Annotated in this window: 20 protein-coding genes and 2 tRNA genes; 12 read left to right on the top strand and 10 right to left on the bottom strand. The window is 64.6% G+C overall.

Annotated elements, in window-relative coordinates; all coding sequences use genetic code 11:
* Positions 1–182: 182 nt before the first annotated feature.
* Positions 183–1,757, top strand: a complete 1,575-nt coding sequence (locus ACLFLU_RS26940; protein WP_426407798.1) for a S10 family peptidase — start codon at positions 183–185, stop codon at positions 1,755–1,757.
* On the opposite strand, the gene ACLFLU_RS26935 is transcribed toward ACLFLU_RS26940, so the two are convergent.
* Both ACLFLU_RS26935 and ACLFLU_RS26930 read right to left on the bottom strand, forming a co-directional pair.
* Positions 1,747–3,132, bottom strand: a complete 1,386-nt coding sequence (locus ACLFLU_RS26935) for a serine hydrolase domain-containing protein (protein ID WP_426407797.1) — start codon at positions 3,130–3,132, stop codon at positions 1,747–1,749. The two genes, ACLFLU_RS26940 and ACLFLU_RS26935, sit on opposite strands and share 11 nt — an antisense overlap.
* A 108-nt stretch (positions 3,133–3,240) precedes the next feature.
* Positions 3,241–3,783, bottom strand: a complete 543-nt coding sequence (locus ACLFLU_RS26930) for a tetratricopeptide repeat protein (RefSeq protein ID WP_426407796.1) — start codon at positions 3,781–3,783, stop codon at positions 3,241–3,243.
* Positions 3,784–4,032: 249 nt separating this feature from the next.
* On the opposite strand from ACLFLU_RS26930, the gene ACLFLU_RS26925 reads away from it, so the two are divergent.
* The 4 genes from ACLFLU_RS26925 to ACLFLU_RS26910 all read left to right on the top strand — a co-directional run bounded on the left by ACLFLU_RS26925 (position 4,033) and on the right by ACLFLU_RS26910 (position 6,511).
* Positions 4,033–4,425, top strand: a complete 393-nt coding sequence (locus tag ACLFLU_RS26925; protein WP_426407795.1) for a His-rich protein BRANT — start codon at positions 4,033–4,035, stop codon at positions 4,423–4,425.
* 200 nt (positions 4,426–4,625) lie between these two features.
* Complete coding sequence (locus ACLFLU_RS26920; protein ID WP_426407794.1) at positions 4,626–5,048, top strand: hypothetical protein; 423 nt, start codon at positions 4,626–4,628, stop codon at positions 5,046–5,048.
* A gap of 287 nt (positions 5,049–5,335) precedes the next feature.
* Positions 5,336–6,043 (top strand): outer membrane protein, encoded by a 708-nt coding sequence (locus ACLFLU_RS26915; RefSeq protein WP_426407793.1) that lies wholly within the window; start codon positions 5,336–5,338, stop codon positions 6,041–6,043.
* Positions 6,044–6,268: 225 nt separating this feature from the next.
* Positions 6,269–6,511 carry a DUF6719 family protein gene (locus tag ACLFLU_RS26910; protein ID WP_195803836.1) on the top strand — a complete coding sequence of 81 codons (243 nt, stop codon included), beginning with the start codon at positions 6,269–6,271 and terminating at the stop codon, positions 6,509–6,511.
* A gap of 33 nt (positions 6,512–6,544) precedes the next feature.
* On the opposite strand, the gene ACLFLU_RS26905 is transcribed toward ACLFLU_RS26910, so the two are convergent.
* Positions 6,545–6,799 carry a hypothetical protein gene (locus tag ACLFLU_RS26905; RefSeq protein WP_426407792.1) on the bottom strand — a complete coding sequence of 85 codons (255 nt, stop codon included), beginning with the start codon at positions 6,797–6,799 and terminating at the stop codon, positions 6,545–6,547.
* A gap of 337 nt (positions 6,800–7,136) precedes the next feature.
* Complete coding sequence (locus ACLFLU_RS26900) at positions 7,137–7,529, bottom strand: hypothetical protein (RefSeq protein WP_426407791.1); 393 nt, start codon at positions 7,527–7,529, stop codon at positions 7,137–7,139.
* A 105-nt stretch (positions 7,530–7,634) separates the two neighbouring features.
* Here ACLFLU_RS26900 and ACLFLU_RS26895 point away from each other — a divergent pair, with 105 nt between their 5' ends.
* On the top strand, positions 7,635–7,808 hold the full coding sequence (locus ACLFLU_RS26895; RefSeq protein WP_426407790.1) for a hypothetical protein: 174 nt from the start codon (positions 7,635–7,637) through the stop codon (positions 7,806–7,808).
* Here ACLFLU_RS26895 and ACLFLU_RS26890 read toward each other — a convergent pair whose 3' ends face one another.
* Positions 7,809–8,000, bottom strand: coding sequence for a hypothetical protein (locus ACLFLU_RS26890; RefSeq protein ID WP_426407789.1), 192 nt, complete (start codon positions 7,998–8,000; stop codon positions 7,809–7,811).
* A 253-nt stretch (positions 8,001–8,253) separates the two neighbouring features.
* Between ACLFLU_RS26890 and ACLFLU_RS26885 the strand changes: the two genes are divergently transcribed.
* The gene (locus ACLFLU_RS26885) at positions 8,254–9,951 is read left to right on the top strand and encodes a methyl-accepting chemotaxis protein (protein ID WP_426407788.1); all 1,698 of its coding nucleotides are present in this window, start codon (positions 8,254–8,256) and stop codon (positions 9,949–9,951) included.
* Between the two features lie 231 nt (positions 9,952–10,182).
* Here the strand turns inward: ACLFLU_RS26885 and ACLFLU_RS26880 are convergent, their stop codons facing one another.
* Entirely contained in the window at positions 10,183–10,953 is a 771-nt protein-coding gene (locus ACLFLU_RS26880; RefSeq protein ID WP_426407787.1) for a dienelactone hydrolase family protein, read from the bottom strand.
* Positions 10,954–11,041: 88 nt separating this feature from the next.
* On the opposite strand from ACLFLU_RS26880, the gene ACLFLU_RS26875 reads away from it, so the two are divergent.
* Positions 11,042–11,749: a class I SAM-dependent methyltransferase gene (locus ACLFLU_RS26875; RefSeq protein ID WP_426407786.1), complete on the top strand. Its 708-nt coding sequence runs from the start codon at positions 11,042–11,044 to the stop codon at positions 11,747–11,749.
* Between the two features lie 73 nt (positions 11,750–11,822).
* Positions 11,823–12,242, top strand: a complete 420-nt coding sequence (locus tag ACLFLU_RS26870; protein WP_426407785.1) for a GFA family protein — start codon at positions 11,823–11,825, stop codon at positions 12,240–12,242.
* A 17-nt stretch (positions 12,243–12,259) separates the two neighbouring features.
* On the opposite strand, the gene ACLFLU_RS26865 is transcribed toward ACLFLU_RS26870, so the two are convergent.
* Both ACLFLU_RS26865 and ACLFLU_RS26860 read right to left on the bottom strand, forming a co-directional pair.
* Positions 12,260–12,334 (bottom strand) — tRNA-Thr (locus ACLFLU_RS26865).
* Between the two features lie 170 nt (positions 12,335–12,504).
* Positions 12,505–12,957 carry a hypothetical protein gene (locus ACLFLU_RS26860; protein ID WP_426407784.1) on the bottom strand — a complete coding sequence of 151 codons (453 nt, stop codon included), beginning with the start codon at positions 12,955–12,957 and terminating at the stop codon, positions 12,505–12,507.
* A 305-nt stretch (positions 12,958–13,262) separates the two neighbouring features.
* Between ACLFLU_RS26860 and ACLFLU_RS26855 the strand changes: the two genes are divergently transcribed.
* Complete coding sequence (locus tag ACLFLU_RS26855) at positions 13,263–13,748, top strand: hypothetical protein (protein ID WP_426407783.1); 486 nt, start codon at positions 13,263–13,265, stop codon at positions 13,746–13,748.
* Positions 13,749–13,792: 44 nt separating this feature from the next.
* Complete coding sequence (locus ACLFLU_RS26850; protein ID WP_426407782.1) at positions 13,793–14,278, top strand: hypothetical protein; 486 nt, start codon at positions 13,793–13,795, stop codon at positions 14,276–14,278.
* A 122-nt stretch (positions 14,279–14,400) separates the two neighbouring features.
* On the opposite strand, the gene rlmB is transcribed toward ACLFLU_RS26850, so the two are convergent.
* On the bottom strand, positions 14,401–15,231 hold the full coding sequence (gene rlmB, locus ACLFLU_RS26845; protein WP_426407781.1) for a 23S rRNA (guanosine(2251)-2'-O)-methyltransferase RlmB: 831 nt from the start codon (positions 15,229–15,231) through the stop codon (positions 14,401–14,403).
* 207 nt (positions 15,232–15,438) lie between these two features.
* On the opposite strand from rlmB, the gene ACLFLU_RS26840 reads away from it, so the two are divergent.
* Positions 15,439–15,524 (top strand) — tRNA-Tyr (locus tag ACLFLU_RS26840).
* A gap of 117 nt (positions 15,525–15,641) precedes the next feature.
* Here the strand turns inward: ACLFLU_RS26840 and ACLFLU_RS26835 are convergent.
* Entirely contained in the window at positions 15,642–16,673 is a 1,032-nt protein-coding gene (locus ACLFLU_RS26835) for an LLM class flavin-dependent oxidoreductase (RefSeq protein WP_426407780.1), read from the bottom strand.
* Between the last annotated feature and the right edge of the window lie 62 nt (positions 16,674–16,735).

The following is a 16,735-nucleotide window of genomic DNA, read 5'->3' as shown; positions in this document are numbered from 1 at the left end:
CTATTGTCGAGGATGACCGCCCGGCAAGGCAAACGGGTCGGTCTGCCAGGCGTCCCGGTGCATGGCAAAAGCCGGCTTGATCGGCCCGGAATGCCGGTCCCAGGCCTCCGATCCCCCAAACTGTCGTAATTGCCGGCTACAGCTGCGGCAAGCGACCGACGGGCGGGACAGGGAGAACGATCATGATCATGGGCTTGCCGATGCTGCGCCGTGCGGGGCTGGTGCTGGCGGTGTCTGCTTTCGCGCTTGTGGGCCTGGCGCTCGCAGATCTGGCGCGCGCGGACGATCCGCCGCAGCCGCGCAACGAGGCGGCCGCGCCCGCGGGACAGAAGGGCGGGCGCGGCGGCAATGCAGCGCAGGCCTCGCCATCGGCCGCCGACCAGCATCGCCTACCGGGAGATTCGACCACCAAGCAGACCCTCGATCTGCCGGGCCGAACGCTCAACTTTGCCGCGACCGCCGGCTCCATCCGCGTGTTCGACGAGAAGGGGGAGCCGCTCGCCGACATCGCCACCACGTCTTACGAGCTCGACGGCGCCGATCGCGCTACGCGCCCGGTGACATTCCTGTTCAACGGCGGGCCCGGCGCCTCGTCGGCGTGGCTCCAGTTCGGCGCGGCCGGGCCGTGGCGGCTGCCACTCGACGGCGAGGGGTTGTCGCCGTCGGCCTCGCCCGAGGTGAAACCGAACGCGGAAACGTGGCTCGACTTCACCGACCTCGTCTTCATCGATCCCGTCGGCACCGGCTACAGCCGTATCATCGCAAGCGGCGATGATGCACGCAAACGGTTCTATTCGGTCGATGGCGACGTCAACTCGATTGCGCTTGTGATCCGCCGCTGGCTCGAGAAGCACAACCGCCTGACCTCGCCGAAATATGTCGCAGGCGAGAGTTATGGCGGCATTCGCGGGCCGAAGGTCGTGCGCCAGTTGCAGATTCAGCATGGCGTCGGCGTCAAAGGGTTGATCCTGGTGTCGCCGCTGCTGGATTTCCGCGAGTTCACGGGCACGAGCCTCCTGCAATATGTCGCGACCCTGCCGAGCTATGTGGCGGTGGCGCGCGAAGCCAAGGGGCCGGTCAAACGCGCGGATCTCGCTGATGTCGAGGCCTACGCCCGCGGCGAATTTTTAACCGATCTCATCAAGGGTGAGGCGGACAGGGAAGCCTCCAATCGTCTTGCCGACAGGGTCGCGGAGCTCACCGGCATCGACCCGGCGGTGAGCCGCAAGCTCGCGGGCCGCTTCGACGTCAGCGAATTCCGCCGCGAGCTTGACCGCAAGAACGGCATGGTGACCGGGCGTTACGACGCCTCCGTGCGCGGCTTCGATCCCTATCCGGATTCGAGCAGCTCGCGCTTCGGCGACCCCTCGGGCGATGCGCTTCAGGCGCCGCTGACGAGTGCCGCGGTCGATGTTCTCACGCGCAAACTCAACTGGCGGCCCGACGGCTCCTATGAAGTCCTCAACGGCGCCGTCGAACGCAACTGGGACTTTGGAGGCGGCATCAACCCGCCACAATCGCTGTCGGAGCTGCGCCAGATCCTCGCCGCCGATGCGAAGCTGAACGTGTTGGTCGCGCACGGCCTGTTCGATCTCGCCACGCCCTATTTCGGTACGAAGCGGGCGCTCGACCAACTGCCGCCCTTTGCGACGTCGCGGGTGAAGTTCGTCGTCTATCCCGGCGGCCACATGTTCTATTCGCGCGATGGCTCGCGACAGGCGCTTCGGAGCGAGGTCGAGGCGCTGATCAGGGAGTAGGTCGCCGTTTTCGCGGCGGATACCGCCGCGCGATCTCACGCGCCACGACGGCCGCCGGCTTGACGTTGGCGCCGGCGATCCAGATGTCGCTGACCTTGCCGCGCTTGTCGCGGATGCGGCGCACCGGCTCCCCATGGCTCGAATAGCCGGCCGCCCAGGTGAGCTTGCCGGTATCGCGGCCGGTGACCTCGATCTCGCCAGAATCCATGAACGGATTGTTGAACTGGGGATTGGCGAGGAGCACGCGGTTGCCCATTGGCACGAAATCTGTCGCGCCCCAGATCGTCCACCAGCGGCCGGTCCAGTCGCGCACGCGCCGGTCGGCTGCGCCGCGGGTCTTGAAGACGCGCAGGATCTGCATGGCACCGTCCATCCAGATCGGGGCTGCGCCGTCGATGGAATTGCTGAGGATGCTGATCGCGAGTTCGCAGCCGGGGATGGAGCAGGTCCGGGAGATGTAGCCCTGGAAGCCGCCGCCATGGCCGAACCAGTCCCAGCCGTCGGTCTTGCCGGCGTTGACGCCGAGGCCGTAATAGGCCTCAAAACCTTGCGGGACGCGCCAATGGTTGCGCGTCATCTCGCGGCGGCTCGCGACTGACAGCACGCTCTTCCTGGCATTGGGAGCGAGTTGGGCGAAGAAACGCGCGGTGTCGGCGGCGGTGGCGACGAAGCCCGCGGCGGATGCCATCGCGTGCGCCGGATTATCGCCGGGGATCACGCAGCGCTCGCCGAGCGGCAGCTTTCGGGTGTGGCCGCGCGCAAACAGCGCGCCCTTGGGAAGCGGCGCGTTCGGCTCGGTTTCGCGAAGGCCTGCAGGCTCGATGATCTCACGCTTGATCCAGGCGGCGTAGGGCTCCTTGGTCACGGCCTCGATGACGAGTCCCATCAGGCCAAAGCCGTGATTGGAATATTTGAAGCGCGTGCCGGGCTCGATCGCGGGAGGTCCCATCAACTCGGCGAGCAGCTCCCTGGCGTTGAGATAGGGACGGCTGTCGATGAACTGACCGGAATCGGCGCCGTCGCGCGTCAGCCCGGCACTGTGCGAGAGCACCTGGGCAATCATCGTCTCGGCCACGCGCGGATGCAGGCCGCTGACATACTGACCAACAGGATCGTCGAGCCTGAGCTTGCGCTGCTCGCGCAGCTTCATGATGCCGGCCGAGGTAAAGCTCTTCGAGTGCGAGGCGATGCGGAAGCGGTGGCGCGGGGTGAGCTTCTCGCCGGTGTCGAGATTGGCGAGACCGTACGCATGCTCGGCGACGACCTCGCCGCGATGGACGAAGGCGACCATGACGCCGGGCTGCTGAAAGGTCGTCTGCTGGAATTCGATCCAGGAGCCGATGTAGTCGATCGCGGATCGCAGCCACGTGTCCATTGCGCACCAATTTGCGAGGGGATCGGTTGCGAGAAGCTAGCCGAGAAAGCAGAACGGGCACAACCCCGGAAGGTTGTGCCCGTTCGCGTCATGCGAAGATGCGATGCCTCAGTAGACGAGCGTCGCGCCGGTCGGCTTGTCGAGTGCGGCGGCCAGCGAGCGATACTCGGAGCTGTCGGTGCCGGCGAGCATGGCAATCTTGTTCAGGTGATACTGCGCCTGTTCGCGGTTGCCCTGCTCGAGCTGCCAGAGACCGTAATACTGCCAGGTGCGGACGTGGTTCGGATCGTCCTTCAGCGCGATCTCGTAATAGACCTTCGACGACTGATAGTCGCCGAGCTTGCGATAGGAGTAGCCGATCAGATTGGCGACGTCGGCGACGTCGTCGCGCTTGAGCGACTTCAGCTGGCCGATCGCGCCCGTGTAGTCGTGATTGTCGTAGATCGTGGTGTAGGCGGTGCGATAGGCAGCGAGGAATTTCGGATCGCTGACGGAAGAGCTCTTCTTCTTGCCCTTCTTGGACGAGTTGTCCGACTTCGGCGGCGAGGAGGGCTCATCGCCTCCCGCCGCATAGGCGCTGGTCAGCACCGGCGCGGCCGCCAGCGACATGGCGACGAGTCCCGGCACAACAAGCATTGAGAGTTTGCGCATTGAAGTTCTCCCGTATGGAACGTGGCGATCCTACACGATTGCCCGAATACCGGAACACCCGGTACGCAAAAACATTCCCGGCCCCCCCGGTCTGTTGGTCTTTCCCAAGATGACAAACTTGTCATCGAGATGAACGGAAGCTGGCAGCGGGCTTCAGACAGGGTTCAGTGCGCCCCCCGTAGGCTCTGACCCATGATCGAAGGGTTGGCGAGAGGGCGCAGCCTAAGATCCTTCCAAGAGGAGACCACCATGTTGAAGACCATTTCCGCAGCCTTGCTCGCAGCTTCCGTCATCGCAGCCCCGGCCTTCGCCGCTGAAGCCGGCAAGACCACGACGACTGCACCGGTGATCAAGGCCGACCAGACCCAGAGCAAGGTCTCGACCACCGCCGCCAAACCCGACGCCGGCGTCAAGGCCGACGGCAAAACCGCCGACATCAAGTCGACCGCCAAGCCGGATGCGAAGGCCGATGCCAAGGTCGACAGCAAGACCAAGGCGATGAACGCCAACGCCGCGATCACGCCGGACGAGCACAAGGCCGTGCGGACGCATCGCCATCACCACAAGCATCTGTCGGCCAAGAAGTCGCTGAAGACGCAGTCGAGCGTCACCAAGCCGGTGACCACCGAGAAGCGCAGCTAACGACTGATCCCGCGCGGCGGCATCCCTGGATTGCCCTGCTGCCGCGTGCGGAGTTCAGGCCCGGCTCGCTCGTCACGCCCCGCGCGCAAGCGCGAGGCGCTGGCGGCGGGCCGGTGCGCCGTTCGCGGAAGCGAATTCCCTTTGCGCAACCTTGGAGCTAGAAACATCTCCGAGTCCGACTGGCTGGAGAATTTGATCCCTTGGGGCGATTGGCGAAACGCGCGGCGATCCTGGTGCTGCCTCTGGCGCTCGCGGGTTGTTTCGGCAGTGATGGTGACCGCCCATCCCTGATGGAGGGCGGACAGGCCGGAGGGCCGCAGCCGTTTCCCGACAATTTTCGTAGCGACGCGCTGGCCCTGATGCGCGCCTATCTCAACAATCCGGTTGGCGTGCGCGATGCCAGCATGGCCGATCCGGTGCTGAGGGAGATCGGCGGACGGCAGTTCTATGTCAGTTGCCTGCACTTCACGCCGCGCGAAACCGACGGCAGCTATAAGACGATGCGCGAGCGCGCCGTCGTCTACGTCAACGGCCGGGCCGACCGCGTCATCGACCGCGCCAACGAGATCTGCGCAGGCGCGGTTTACGCACCCTTTCCGGAACTGGAAAAGATGACGCGATAGCGCAAAGCCCGCCTTCATTGCGCGGTGCTAGAACGAGAACCGCCGGAGCCGCTGGATCACATTTTGGCGAGCTTTGAACGGATCGGTTTTGCCTTGCGACAAATCGTTACGGCCGGACTTGTGTGGACGACAAGATCTGTCGGTACAGGCCGACGTGATGGAACAAAAGCGCGATGTTGCCGCTCCATCACAGTTGCGAACGATCAACGTTCCGGCATCGCCGCGAAGCAACCCAATTCACGCCACGTTGTTTCCTGAGTGTCGTAAATGAAAGAACGGGGATGACCATGAAGACGATTTTGCTCGGGGCAGCAGCTCTGCTCGCTCTGGCCGCACCGGCGGCCGCAGCGGACATGCAGCCGCGCACCTACACCAAGGCTCCGGCCTACACACCGCCGCAGGTGATCTACAACTGGACCGGCTTCTACATCGGCGGCCATGTCGGTGGCGCCTTCGCCGGGGACAGCAGCTTCCAGTCCAGCGACGCCCGCTTCCTGGGCGGCGTGCAGGGCGGCTTCGACTACCAGTTCGCGCCCAATTGGGTGGTGGGTATCGAAGCCCAGTATTCCTGGCTGCCGACCAACAATAAGGGTGTGACGTTCCCGCTGGGCACGCAGGTGACCTCGAGCACCGACCAGCTCGGGTCGGTGACCGGCCGCATCGGCTACACCTGGGGCCCGACGCTGCTGTACGCCAAGGGCGGTTACGCCTGGCGCAATGGCGGCCTTGGTGTGAACGTCGCCGGCGTGCCGCAGGCCTTCACCACCACCGGCAACAGCAAGGACGGCTATACCGTCGGCGCCGGTCTGGAATACATGTTCGCGCCGAACTGGTCGGCCAAGGCCGAGTACCAGTATTACAACTTCGGCAGCAGCACGATCACCTCCGGTCCGGCCGACGTCGTCGGCGTTCGCGGCCGGGACGACGAGCATACCGTCAAGGTCGGCGTGAACTACCGCTTCGGCTGGGGCGGTCCGGCGGCCTCGCGCTACTGATCTGCGGCACGACCATGATCCGACAAAGGCCGGCTTCCCGCCGGCCTTTCGTTTGTTTGCGTTGCGTGAACCATCTGGCGCGTCATTTGCAAGCAAACAGTCTGGCGCGCGCCTTCTCACGCGTGTCACGGGGATCGGGTAAAGCAAAAATAATTTTTGCGACTTACGGAACTCGCACTCCGGAAAGCGTTATTACAGAATTGCCGGGTCGGTGGGACAACGAACATGCGTATCTTGGCGTCGGTGGTGGTGGTCTCGTGCTTCGTCGCCCTGCCGTGCTCTGCCCAAACAATCCTCAAATCCGAGCCTTTGATGTTGGCACCTTACGAGGTCGCCTTCGTGAAGGACGCCTCCTGTCCGTCGGGCAAGGTGCTCAAGGTCACCGGGGCGATCCGCGGGCTGCACCGCCGCAAGGCCTGCGTAGCGCTCGCTGGCGAGCAGGCCTCGCTCGCGACCGCGACGCCCTGAGGCACTCGGACTCGGCCAGCCTTCGGCTAGATCTCACGAGTTGAGCTGAAGCTCCATCCTGGATTCCCGCTCGGCGTCCGCCTTGTTTTTGGCGGGGTCCTCGCCTTGGGCGGCCGGGCACGATTTGATCTCATAGTCATTGTCGAGCACCCGGCGCGGACCGTGCCGCTCATCGTCGGTGCCGACGTCCACGACCAGGCCACTTCGTTGCGCGAGTTTCCAGACGTCGGCCTCGCTCGGATAGGCTTTGCTGATCTGGCTGTCGTTGCAGAACAGGGCGTAGGGCATGCTTCCCGCTCCCGGAAAGCGCGTTAACGACTTCATGGCGCGAGGGGTTCCGTTGTGATCACGGAGCCGTGATCGGCGGCCGTGGGCGAGCGGCAAGGCAGCCGGGCCCTGAGTCCTTAACGAGTCCTGAATCCCCAAAAAAAGAAACTTTGGGACTCGTTTGGCGGAATCAGCGGATGTTTCCGGCCATGACGACCGACCTGAAAACCTGCTGCGGGCACATGCTTCTGCCACTGACGCTGGCACTTTTCGGTGCCTGCGCAGCCAATCTCTGCCTGGTGTGGGCTTGGCTGTAAGGTCTTGGCTGTAGGGTCCTTGGGTCGGAGGCTGACCGGCCCTACTTCCGGGCCGGCGGCGGCGGGGCGGCATCGCGGATGGCGGCGCGCAGCTTGGTCAGGGTTGCCGCACAATATTCCTCGCGCTCGCGCTCAAAGCGCTCCTGATGCTTTCTGAAATTGGCGATGCGGGCCTGCATCTCGCTGCGCACATCGTCGGCCAGCCGTGGCGGGGAGACCGGCAGCGGCTGGGGCGGCGGAGCGACCGGCGGCGGATCCGCTCGCGGCGGCTCGAACGCGACAGTCACCGCCTGGACGGAGACGATCTCCGCCGCCAGGACCGGCGCAACCGCAGCGGTATCCGGCTGACGGATGTCGTCCTTCTTGCCGGAAACCGATTGGACGAAGGCCAGTGTCTGCGCGATCAGCGCGTCGCGCTCTCTGATCCACTTCATGATCCACCACCCTGTTAGAGCTATTCCACCAAAGCCGGGGCGTCGAATCAAGCAGGCTGTCGGCAAGGGATTGCATATTTTTCCCGAACGCCCGACATTGGATGGATGGATTCCACGGCCGACCCGTCGGACGCAGCGCAGGGCCTGCGGCTCGTGCGCGCCTTTCTGTCACTGCCGCCCGACAAGCGGGCGGAGGTGATCGCGTTCGTCGAGGATCTGGTGCGCGTCCATGCCCGGCCTGACGATGAGCATGAGATCTCCCCCCTCTCTGATCGATAACTATCGCTGGCTTGGATTGATGTTGAGCACGAAGGGGGCGCCGACCACTCGCACCTGTGGCTGGATTGAGTTCTCGATCGGCCTGCTATCGGCGACCTGTTTCTCGGGGGGCTTCCCAAACACTGGCTCGAGCACCGCTAGTGCGCCGGCGACGACGGCGCAGCACAGCGTGACCGTCGTCAGCAGGAACATGTTTCGATCGTCTTCTCTGATCCGCATGGGGCGAGAACAGGTGAGCCCCGCGGTTGGTTCCGGGCGAGCAATGGCGGGTCGGGTGGCCCCATAAGCGATCAAAGCTTGCGCGAGGCTTGCGTGCAGCTCCCGCTGGTTATTTTCCCGCAAGATTACCCGTGCCATTTAGTATCAAATTTTAACGTTAACGGGTTCCAATGCTGCCGCTGGGACTGCTTCGGTCAATGGTGACCGAAAAATTCGGGCGGCTGCGATGAGCTTTTTGAGCAATTTGAAAATCGTGTTGAAGGTTGCGCTGATCGTGGCTGTGTTGGGCTTTGCCCTGGTCGCCGTCGCCGCGTTCGGCATCCGCGAACTGTCCGCAACCGTCGATGGGTTCGGTGAACTTTCGGCCGCACAGTCCGCGGCCCTCAACCTGACGCGCGCCCAGCGCCGCCTCGAAACCTATCACGCCGCGCTCTACGCAGTTTTCACCGAGACGACGGAGGCAGGCAATGCTGGCCGCCTGAAAGTGGCCAAGCAGAACCGCGATGAAATTCGTCAGTTCCTGGATGCCGCCGAGCAGGACGATCCGTCGCGCTCGACCGAGATCAAGAGCCTCAGCGATCAGCTGAAGGCCGTGTTCTCAGGTTGTGACCCGGTGCTCCAGGCCGGCGCGGCCGCGACCAGCCCGGAGGAAAACGCCAAGGCTGCCGACCGAGCGCACAAGGAGTGCGACCCGCTGATCGACGCCTCCCTCGGGCGCGTTGTGACCTTCACGTCCGATGTCAGCAAGGCGGTCGCCCAGCGCAAGGATGCCATCAACCGAGACGCCAGGTCCGCAATCTGGACCGTGATGAGCGTCAGCGCCGGTGGCCTGCTGCTGGGCATCGCGATCGCGCTGTTCATCGGCCTGAAGGCGATGTCGCAGCCGATTGCCCGGCTCAAGCTCGCCATGGAAGGCCTGGCGCGCAACGATCTCAAGACCGAGGTGCCCGAGAAGGACCGCCACGACGAAATTGGCGAGATGGCCAAAACGGTCGAGGTGTTCAAGACCAACGCGCTCGAGGTGGAGCGGCTCAAGGCGGCGCAGGTGGAAGCCGAGAAGCAGGCCGCCGAGCAGCGCCGCCGCGACATGTTTAACCTAGCCGACGGTTTTGAGCGTGCGGTCGGCGAGATCATCGACACCGTCGGATCCGCCTCCACCGAGCTCGAAGCGTCGTCCTCGACGCTGGCCACCACGGCGCAGCGCGCGCAGGAGCTGGCTTCGGTCGTCGCGGTTGCTTCCGGTGAAGCCACCGGCAACGTCCAGTCGGTTGCGACCGCGACCGAGGAGCTGTCGTCCTCGGTCAACGAGATCAGCCGGCAAGTGCAGGAATCCGCGCGGATGGCGAGCGAGGCCGTCAACCAGGCCCGCACCACCACTGAGCGGGTCAGCGAACTCTCGGTCGCGGCGACGCGCATCGGCGACGTCGTCGAGCTGATCAACACCATTGCGGGCCAGACCAATCTCTTGGCGCTGAACGCCACCATCGAGGCGGCGCGGGCAGGCGAGGCCGGCCGCGGCTTCGCCGTCGTCGCCTCAGAGGTGAAGACGCTGGCCGAGCAGACCGCGAAGGCGACCGGCGAGATCAGCCAGCAGATCTCCGGTATCCAGAACGCCACCCAGGAATCGGTGACGGCGATCCGCGACATCTCCGCGACCATCGAGCGGCTGTCGGAAGTGTCCTCGACCATTGCCGCCGCCGTCGAGGAGCAGGGCGCTGCCACCCAGGAGATCTCGCGCAACGTGCAGCAGGCCGCGCACGGCACCCAGCAGGTCTCGACCAACATCACCGACGTGCAGCGCGGCGCGGCCGAGACCGGCTCGGCGTCCTCGCAGGTGCTCTCGACTGCGAAGATGCTGGCGACCGACAGTACCCGGCTGAAGGACGAAGTCGCAAAGTTCCTGCGGACCGTGCGCGCGGCCTGAGCGCACGACATCCAGGGTCCGGCGGCCTCGTGCCGCCGGCACGCCGCTCCTATTGCGGCAGCAAGAGCGCCATCGCGACCGCGAAGAGGAAGAGCGTCGCCACGACGGCCGCGACCGCTCCGGCGATGATCTTGGCGCTTTCTCGGCTGGTGTAGGGCTGCATGCTGCCTACACTCTACCTCATGTTGAACTCTGATCCAACTTGAGCAGCAGTCGAATAAGCTGCCACACTCAGACAGTGAGTTTCGCCTGGAAGAACCGTGTGACCCGATCGATCGCATCCTGGGTCATCGGATCGGTGTCCGAGAAATCAAAGCCGTGGGCCTTGCCCGGATAGGGCACGAATTCGGTCTCGGCGCCGACCAACTTGCCGAGCGCGACCAGTTGCCGACCTTCGGCGATCGGGACATTCTTGTCCGCTTCGCCGTGCAGCGCGATCAGCGGCGGCAGGTGCTTGACCTTGGTGGCCATAATCTTGGCAGCCATGGCCTGGGGCATGCCGCCATAGAGCACCGCGAGAGCTGTGACGCGGGTATCGCGCGCGGCGGCCTCGGCGGCGATGTAGCTGCCTAGCGAGAAGCCGAGCAGGCCGATGCGTCCCGAACTGTCGGAGCGCTCGAGGACGGCCGTCACGGTAGCGGCGACCGTATCGGCCCAGCCGTCGTACCGCGTCCTCTCATAGGCCTCACGGATCTCGTGTGAGGTAGATGTCAACGCAGCCATGTCGGCTGGCGTCATGTAGCGGAGAAAATAGGTGTCGACGCCCCGTGCCGTCAGCGCATCCGCATATCGCTCATAGGCGCGGGCCCTGAGCTCGACGCCGCGAGCGCCGTGCAGTGCGATGACGGCCGGACGCTTCCCCGATCCGGCGGCCGCATAGCGCGACACGGAGAGGCTGTCCGGGCCGGAAGTGACCTTGAACTCTTCGCCGGGAGCGCCATGTGCGCCGATGGGCGAGAGCAGGGTGGCGAGGCCCGCCAGCGCCGTTCGTCGGGTGATCATCAGCGAACTTGCCTCGCGGGAAATTCCGGATTGAATGCCTCGCGCGTATAGTATGCTTGCGACGGAATCTTGACGCGAGTCCCATTCGATGACGTCCCATCGTCCCGCCGTGCTCGCCCATGAGCGGTTCGTTGCCGACCGTGCGAATTTTGCCGGCCTCGACCTCGCCGCGCGCTTCGAGCGGATTCAGCGGACCAATCTCTGGGGGGCTCCGACGTCGGTCTCGGGCCTCGGCTCGGAGGATCGCGCCACCGCGGGGATCCGCGAGATGCTGCCCGGCCTGTTGCAGCGGCTTGGCGCGCATTCGCTGCTCGATGCGCCTTGCGGCGATGCGGGCTGGATCGGCAGCATCAAGCTCGACGTTGATTATACCGGCATCGACATCGTGCCGTCGCTGATCGCGGCCAACATGGCGCGCGTGGCGCGAGGTGATGTGCGCGGCCGCTTTCTGGTCGGCGACATCACGCGCGATCCGCTGCCGGGTTGCGACGTCATCCTGTGCCGCGACTGTCTTGTGCATCTGAGTTTCCAGAACGTCGCGCGCGCCATCGCTCGCTTTCGCGCAAGCGGCGCGCAATTCCTGCTGGTTACGACGTTTCCGGAGTGGGAAGACAATGGCGATTGCGAGGACGGCGACTGGCGCGCGCTCAACATGACCAAGCCGCCGTTCCACTGGCCACCGCCGCGCGAGCTGATCGATGAGCGCTGCGATGAGGGCGGTGGCGGCTGGCGCGACAAGAGCCTCGGGCTCTGGCGGCTGGATGAGTTGCCGGAAGGCACAGCTGAGCGCGCCTGACACGCTCGGTCATCATCGCCATCGCCGCGGCTTGGCACAGACATCAAAGCAACGAACGGTGGGAGCGTAGTCAATGATCGATGCCAGATGCAGTTGTGGTGCCCTTGCGCTGTCGCTTCCAGGGCCGACCAACCTGGTCGCGGCCTGTCACTGTCTCGAATGCCAGCGGCGGACCGGCGCGCCATTCGGCGTTGGTGCTTTCTATCCGGTCGAGGCCGTCAAGATCACAGGAACGCCGAAGGAATATGCGCGTCCCGCCGAGAGCGGCGGCGCGGTCCACAGCTATTTTTGTCCTGACTGCGGCTCGACCGTTTATTGGAAGGCCGACAATCTGCCGGCGATGATCGGCGTCGCCGTCGGCGCGATTGTGGACCCGAATTTCCCGGCGCCGATCAAATCGGTTTTCGAGCGGTCGAAGCATGTGTGGGTGGAGATCACCGGCGCAGGCGTCGAGCATCTGCAACAAGGCACTTTTCGGAAGACGTCGAGCTGACGAACGCGCATCGGGCGTGGTGCCGGCTGAGGGGATTGAACCCCCGACCTTCGGTTTACAAAACCGCTGCTCTACCGCTGAGCTAAGCCGGCCACCTGCAAGGAACCCATGCGGGTTGCCGGCTGGCGCCAGCGCATCCGCTCGTTCGCGGTCGCAATACCAGACTTGTCCGGGAAGTGCCAGAACCTGCGGCGGTGTCCGCCGGCATGAAACAGGCGGCCCCATAGGGGCCGCCTGAGCCATTTCGACTGAGTTTTGTGGCCTACTGGCAGCGGTGCTGCCGGCCGTCGTCACCCTTGAACAACGTGCCGGGCCTGCACACGATGCCGTTGCGGGCTGCATAGGCATCCCAATTGCCATACCAGCCGGTCCCGCTGCGGTCGTAGCTCGCATAGGAGTTGCCCCAGCCCTGGAACGGCGCGGCGGCGACCGTTGCTGCGGTGCCGACGGCGGCGCCCGCCACCGCCCCAGCCGTGTCGACCGGCCAGAAGCCCGATTGTCCCTGATCATTCGGGTTCACTTGCTGATGGGCCATGTGCCGGCGGCGATAGGCGCGATCGGTGGTGGGATTGGCGGGGCCGAGATTTTGGCAAGCGGGATCCTGGAACAACCCCGTGCAGCGGGCCGCATTGTCGGCCGCGGTTTGCGCGAAGGCTGGTGTGGCCAGCGTGGACGCAACGATTGCGGCCAAGCCAAGAAGCTTCAGGCTCGTCATGGCATTTTCTCCATGTTGTTGAGACCTGTGCTAAGTGCGATGTGACGCTGTCGTTCCGCGTTTTCTGGCCTGCGAGGTCACATCGACGTGAACCCGCTCAGGATGTGCAACTTGTGCCAGGCAACCTCGTCTACGTTGGCGATGCAACAGCTGTCTCTCCCGTTAACGCTTCACTAGCGTGGTTCGCCGCATTTGAGCGGCGCGCGATCCTTACGCGTTAGGCTTACCGGAATTTGGTCAGCTGTCCTTAACCCTCTCTACGCTGCAATCCATTAGGTTCTGGTCCGCACAACCGGGATCCTTCCATGCGCGCATCCGCGCTCGCAGCCTTTCTGATCGGACTGCCTGCAACGGCCTTTGCCGGCGGCGGCTTCGATATCGTCGTGCCCGGCCGTCCCGGCGTGCCCATCATCATCAACAATATCGATGCGTCCTATAGCGTCGTCGAAGGTGTCTGGGGCCTGGGCAAGAACATCCAGGTACAGCCCACGATCTATGGCGGGCGCTACGTGGCCGAGCGGCAGCCCTCCGATGTCGGCCATTATTACCCGAGCTTGGGCTTGCAACCGGGCTATGGCCGCCTCGAGGTCGAGCCGCCCGCGAACCGCAAATTGCCGCAGCCGGCAGAGAGCTATCACCAGAGCTGGGGTGCGTCGTCTGCACCGCTGCCGCCGCAAATGGATGTGCCGGTCAATCCACCGCCGGTGATCCTCGCGCCTGAGATCAACGACTATCCGCGGCGCCCTCGACCACGGCCGCGTGCAGGAATCCCCGGTAAGCCGCCGGGTTAAGAAACGTCAAAATCCAACAAAAGAGAAATCAACAGGAGAGAGTAATGCGTCAGATGATTTCGGGACTGGTCGCGGCGGCTGCCGTGATGTTCGTGGGCAGCGCACCGGCCATGGCCTGCGGCTTCAATCCGTGCCAGCCGGTTGCGCCGGTCTATTCCGGTTGCAACACCGGCTGCGGCGGATATGGCTACGGCGCCGGCTACGGATATGGCGCCTATGAGCGCCTCGCCGAGCCGACCTCGCAATATTACTATGTCAACCAGGGCCCGACCTACACTGGCCCGGGCGCCTTCGCGCCGACGCCGACCTACCAGGAAGACGCCGTCGTCGCGCCCGCCAATTACGGCTATGGCTATCGCGCGGCCGCCTATCCCTATCGCCGCCCGTACTACCGTCCGTATCGCTACGGCTACGGTCCGCGCTACGGCTACCTGCCGCGCACGCATTACGGCTATGGCCCGCGCTATGGCTATGCTCATCGCTACGCGCCGTATTACGGTGGCCATCGCGTGCTGCGCCGCTACTACTGATCTCTGATCGGTTGAGCCAACGAAGCGCCCGTCTGCGTGATGCGGACGGGCGCTTTCGTTTGTTGTTTCTTTTTTTGATGCGTTTTCTTTATGCGATCCGGGATCCACTTCGCTCGAAAACGCTATCTCTTCATCAAGCCAAGCCGGCTCGCGCCGACATAGAGCGAGAGCACGGCGGCGTTCGAGACGTTGAGGCTCTTGATCTCGCCGGGCATGTCGAGGCGCGCCACGACGCTGCAGGTCTCGCGGGTCAATTGCCGCAGGCCCTTGCCTTCGGCGCCCAGCACCAGCGCGAGCGGCTCGCGCAGTGTGACGTCCGAGAGGTCCTCGCTGCCTTCGCTGTCGAGGCCGACGGTCTGGAAGCCGCTGTCGTTCAGCTCGTTCAGCGCGCGGGCGAGGTTTTGCACCGTGATCATCGGCACCAGCTCCAGCGCGCCGGAGGCGGCTTTCGCAAGCACGCCGGTGGCTTCCGGACTGTGGCGCGCGGTGGTGACGATCGCCTTCACCGCAAACGCCGCGGCGGAACGCAGGATGGCGCCGACATTGTGCGGATCGGTGATCTGGTCGAGCACCAGCACCATTCCTTCCAGCGCCAAATCCTCGATGTCCGGCGAGGGCAGGGGATCGGCTTCGGCGAGCAGCCCCTGATGCACGGCGTCGGGTGAGAGCAGGCGGTCGATCTCCTGCGGCCGGACGATCTCGGGCGCGATCCGGGTCTCGATGTTTTCGTCCGCAAGGCGCCGTGCGGCGTTCTCGGTCAGCGTCAGCTTGCGGATCTGCCGCGCGGGGTTTTGCAGCGCCATGGTGACGGTGTGCCAGCCATAGAGGATGACGGGCCCGTCGGCATGCGAATCGCGTTCGCGCCAGGCCGGCCGGCCGGCCGATTTCCCGGGCCTGTTGAAGGGCTTAGACCCGCTCCGGGGGCCCTTGGGGATGAATTTTCGATCCTTCATGGGCTCGCTTGTGTCACGGGTCCCGGAATATGGCAATTTGGGTGGCTTCGAGGGCGATTTTAGCTGTTCGCCTCGGTTGACTTTGCCCCACCGCTTCGCCCATAAACGCGCCCGGTCGCGCCCCCATCCGGGCTGTCGCGGCCTTCACGTTCCATGGCCGTCTTCGGTCGCCGGCAAAGGTCCGGCCCGATTGTGCTGCCGTCGAGCGGGGGAGTGTCCCGAGTGGCAAAGGGAGCTGACTGTAAATCAGCCGCCTTATGGCTTCGCAGGTTCGAGTCCTGCCTCCCCCACCAGCCTTCGCTCGCTTCGCGAGCTTCGGCTCGGCAAGCCAGCCAAGATGACTATTGCGCGAAGCTAGCGAAGGCTGCCGCGCCGTAGCCCGAAGGGCGCAGGCGGGCTGTCTCCAACTGCTACCCCATCATCTCCCGCACCATCGGCACCACCTTCCGCCCGTAGAGCTCGATGCTCTTCATCAGCTTCTCGTACGGCAACGGCCCCGCCGAATATTTCAGCTGAAACCGCGCAATGCCGAGCGTCTTGGCCGTCTTGGCGATCTTGCGCGCCACCGTTTCCGGCGAGCCGACATAGAGCGAGCCGTGCTCGGCTTCGCTGACGAATTCGTCGCGGCCCATCGGGGGCCAGCCGCGCTCGCGGCCGATGCGGTCGCGCATGGCCTTGTAGTGCGGCCAGAGCTCTTCGCGGGCCTGTTCGTCGGTCTCGGCGACGTAACCGGGCGAGTGCACGCCGATCGGCTGCGCGGGGCGGCCGAACTCCTTGTAGGCGCGGTGATAGAGATCGACATAGGGCGCGAAGCGCTTGGGATCGCCGCCGATGATGGCGAGCATCAGGGGCAGGTCGTAATGCGCGGCGCGCACCACCGATTGCGGGCTGCCGCCGACACCGATCCAGGTTTTAAGCCGGCCGTTCTCGACCGGCGGATAAACCAGCTGATCCTTCAGCGGCGGACGCAGCTTGCCTTCCCAGCTCACCGGCTCTTGCGACAGCAATGCGGCGAACAGGTCGAGCTTCTCCTCGAACAGCTCCTCGTATTTGCGCAGGTCGAAGCCGAACAGCGGAAAGGATTCCGTGAACGAGCCGCGCCCCAGGATCACCTCGGCACGGCCATTGGAGAGCGCATCCAGCGTCGCGAAGCGTTGAAACACGCGAATGGGATCGTCCGAGCTCAGCACCGTCACGGCAGAGCCGAGATGAATGCGCTTGGTGCGCGATGCGATCGCGGCGAGCACGGTTTCGGGCGAGGAGATCGCGAAGTCGGCACGGTGATGCTCGCCGAGCCCAATGAAGTCGAGACCGAGCTCGTCGGCCAGCACCGCCTCGTCGACGACGTTACGGATCACCTGCGCATGCGCAAGCGTGCTGCCTGTTGCGTCTCCGGTGACGTCGCCAAAGGTATCCAGTCCGAATTCGAGCGGTGTGGTCATCGATCAGGTCTCTGCGGGGGAATGTGAGAGACTTAAGTGACGGCCGCCGCGCCACAAGGACG

It is taken from the genome of Bradyrhizobium ganzhouense (assembly GCF_049949285.1).
Taxonomy (GTDB): domain Bacteria; phylum Pseudomonadota; class Alphaproteobacteria; order Rhizobiales; family Xanthobacteraceae; genus Bradyrhizobium; species Bradyrhizobium ganzhouense.
The sequence above is the reverse complement of the archived record's forward strand: the minus strand, read 5'-3'. Positions and strand labels throughout refer to the sequence as shown.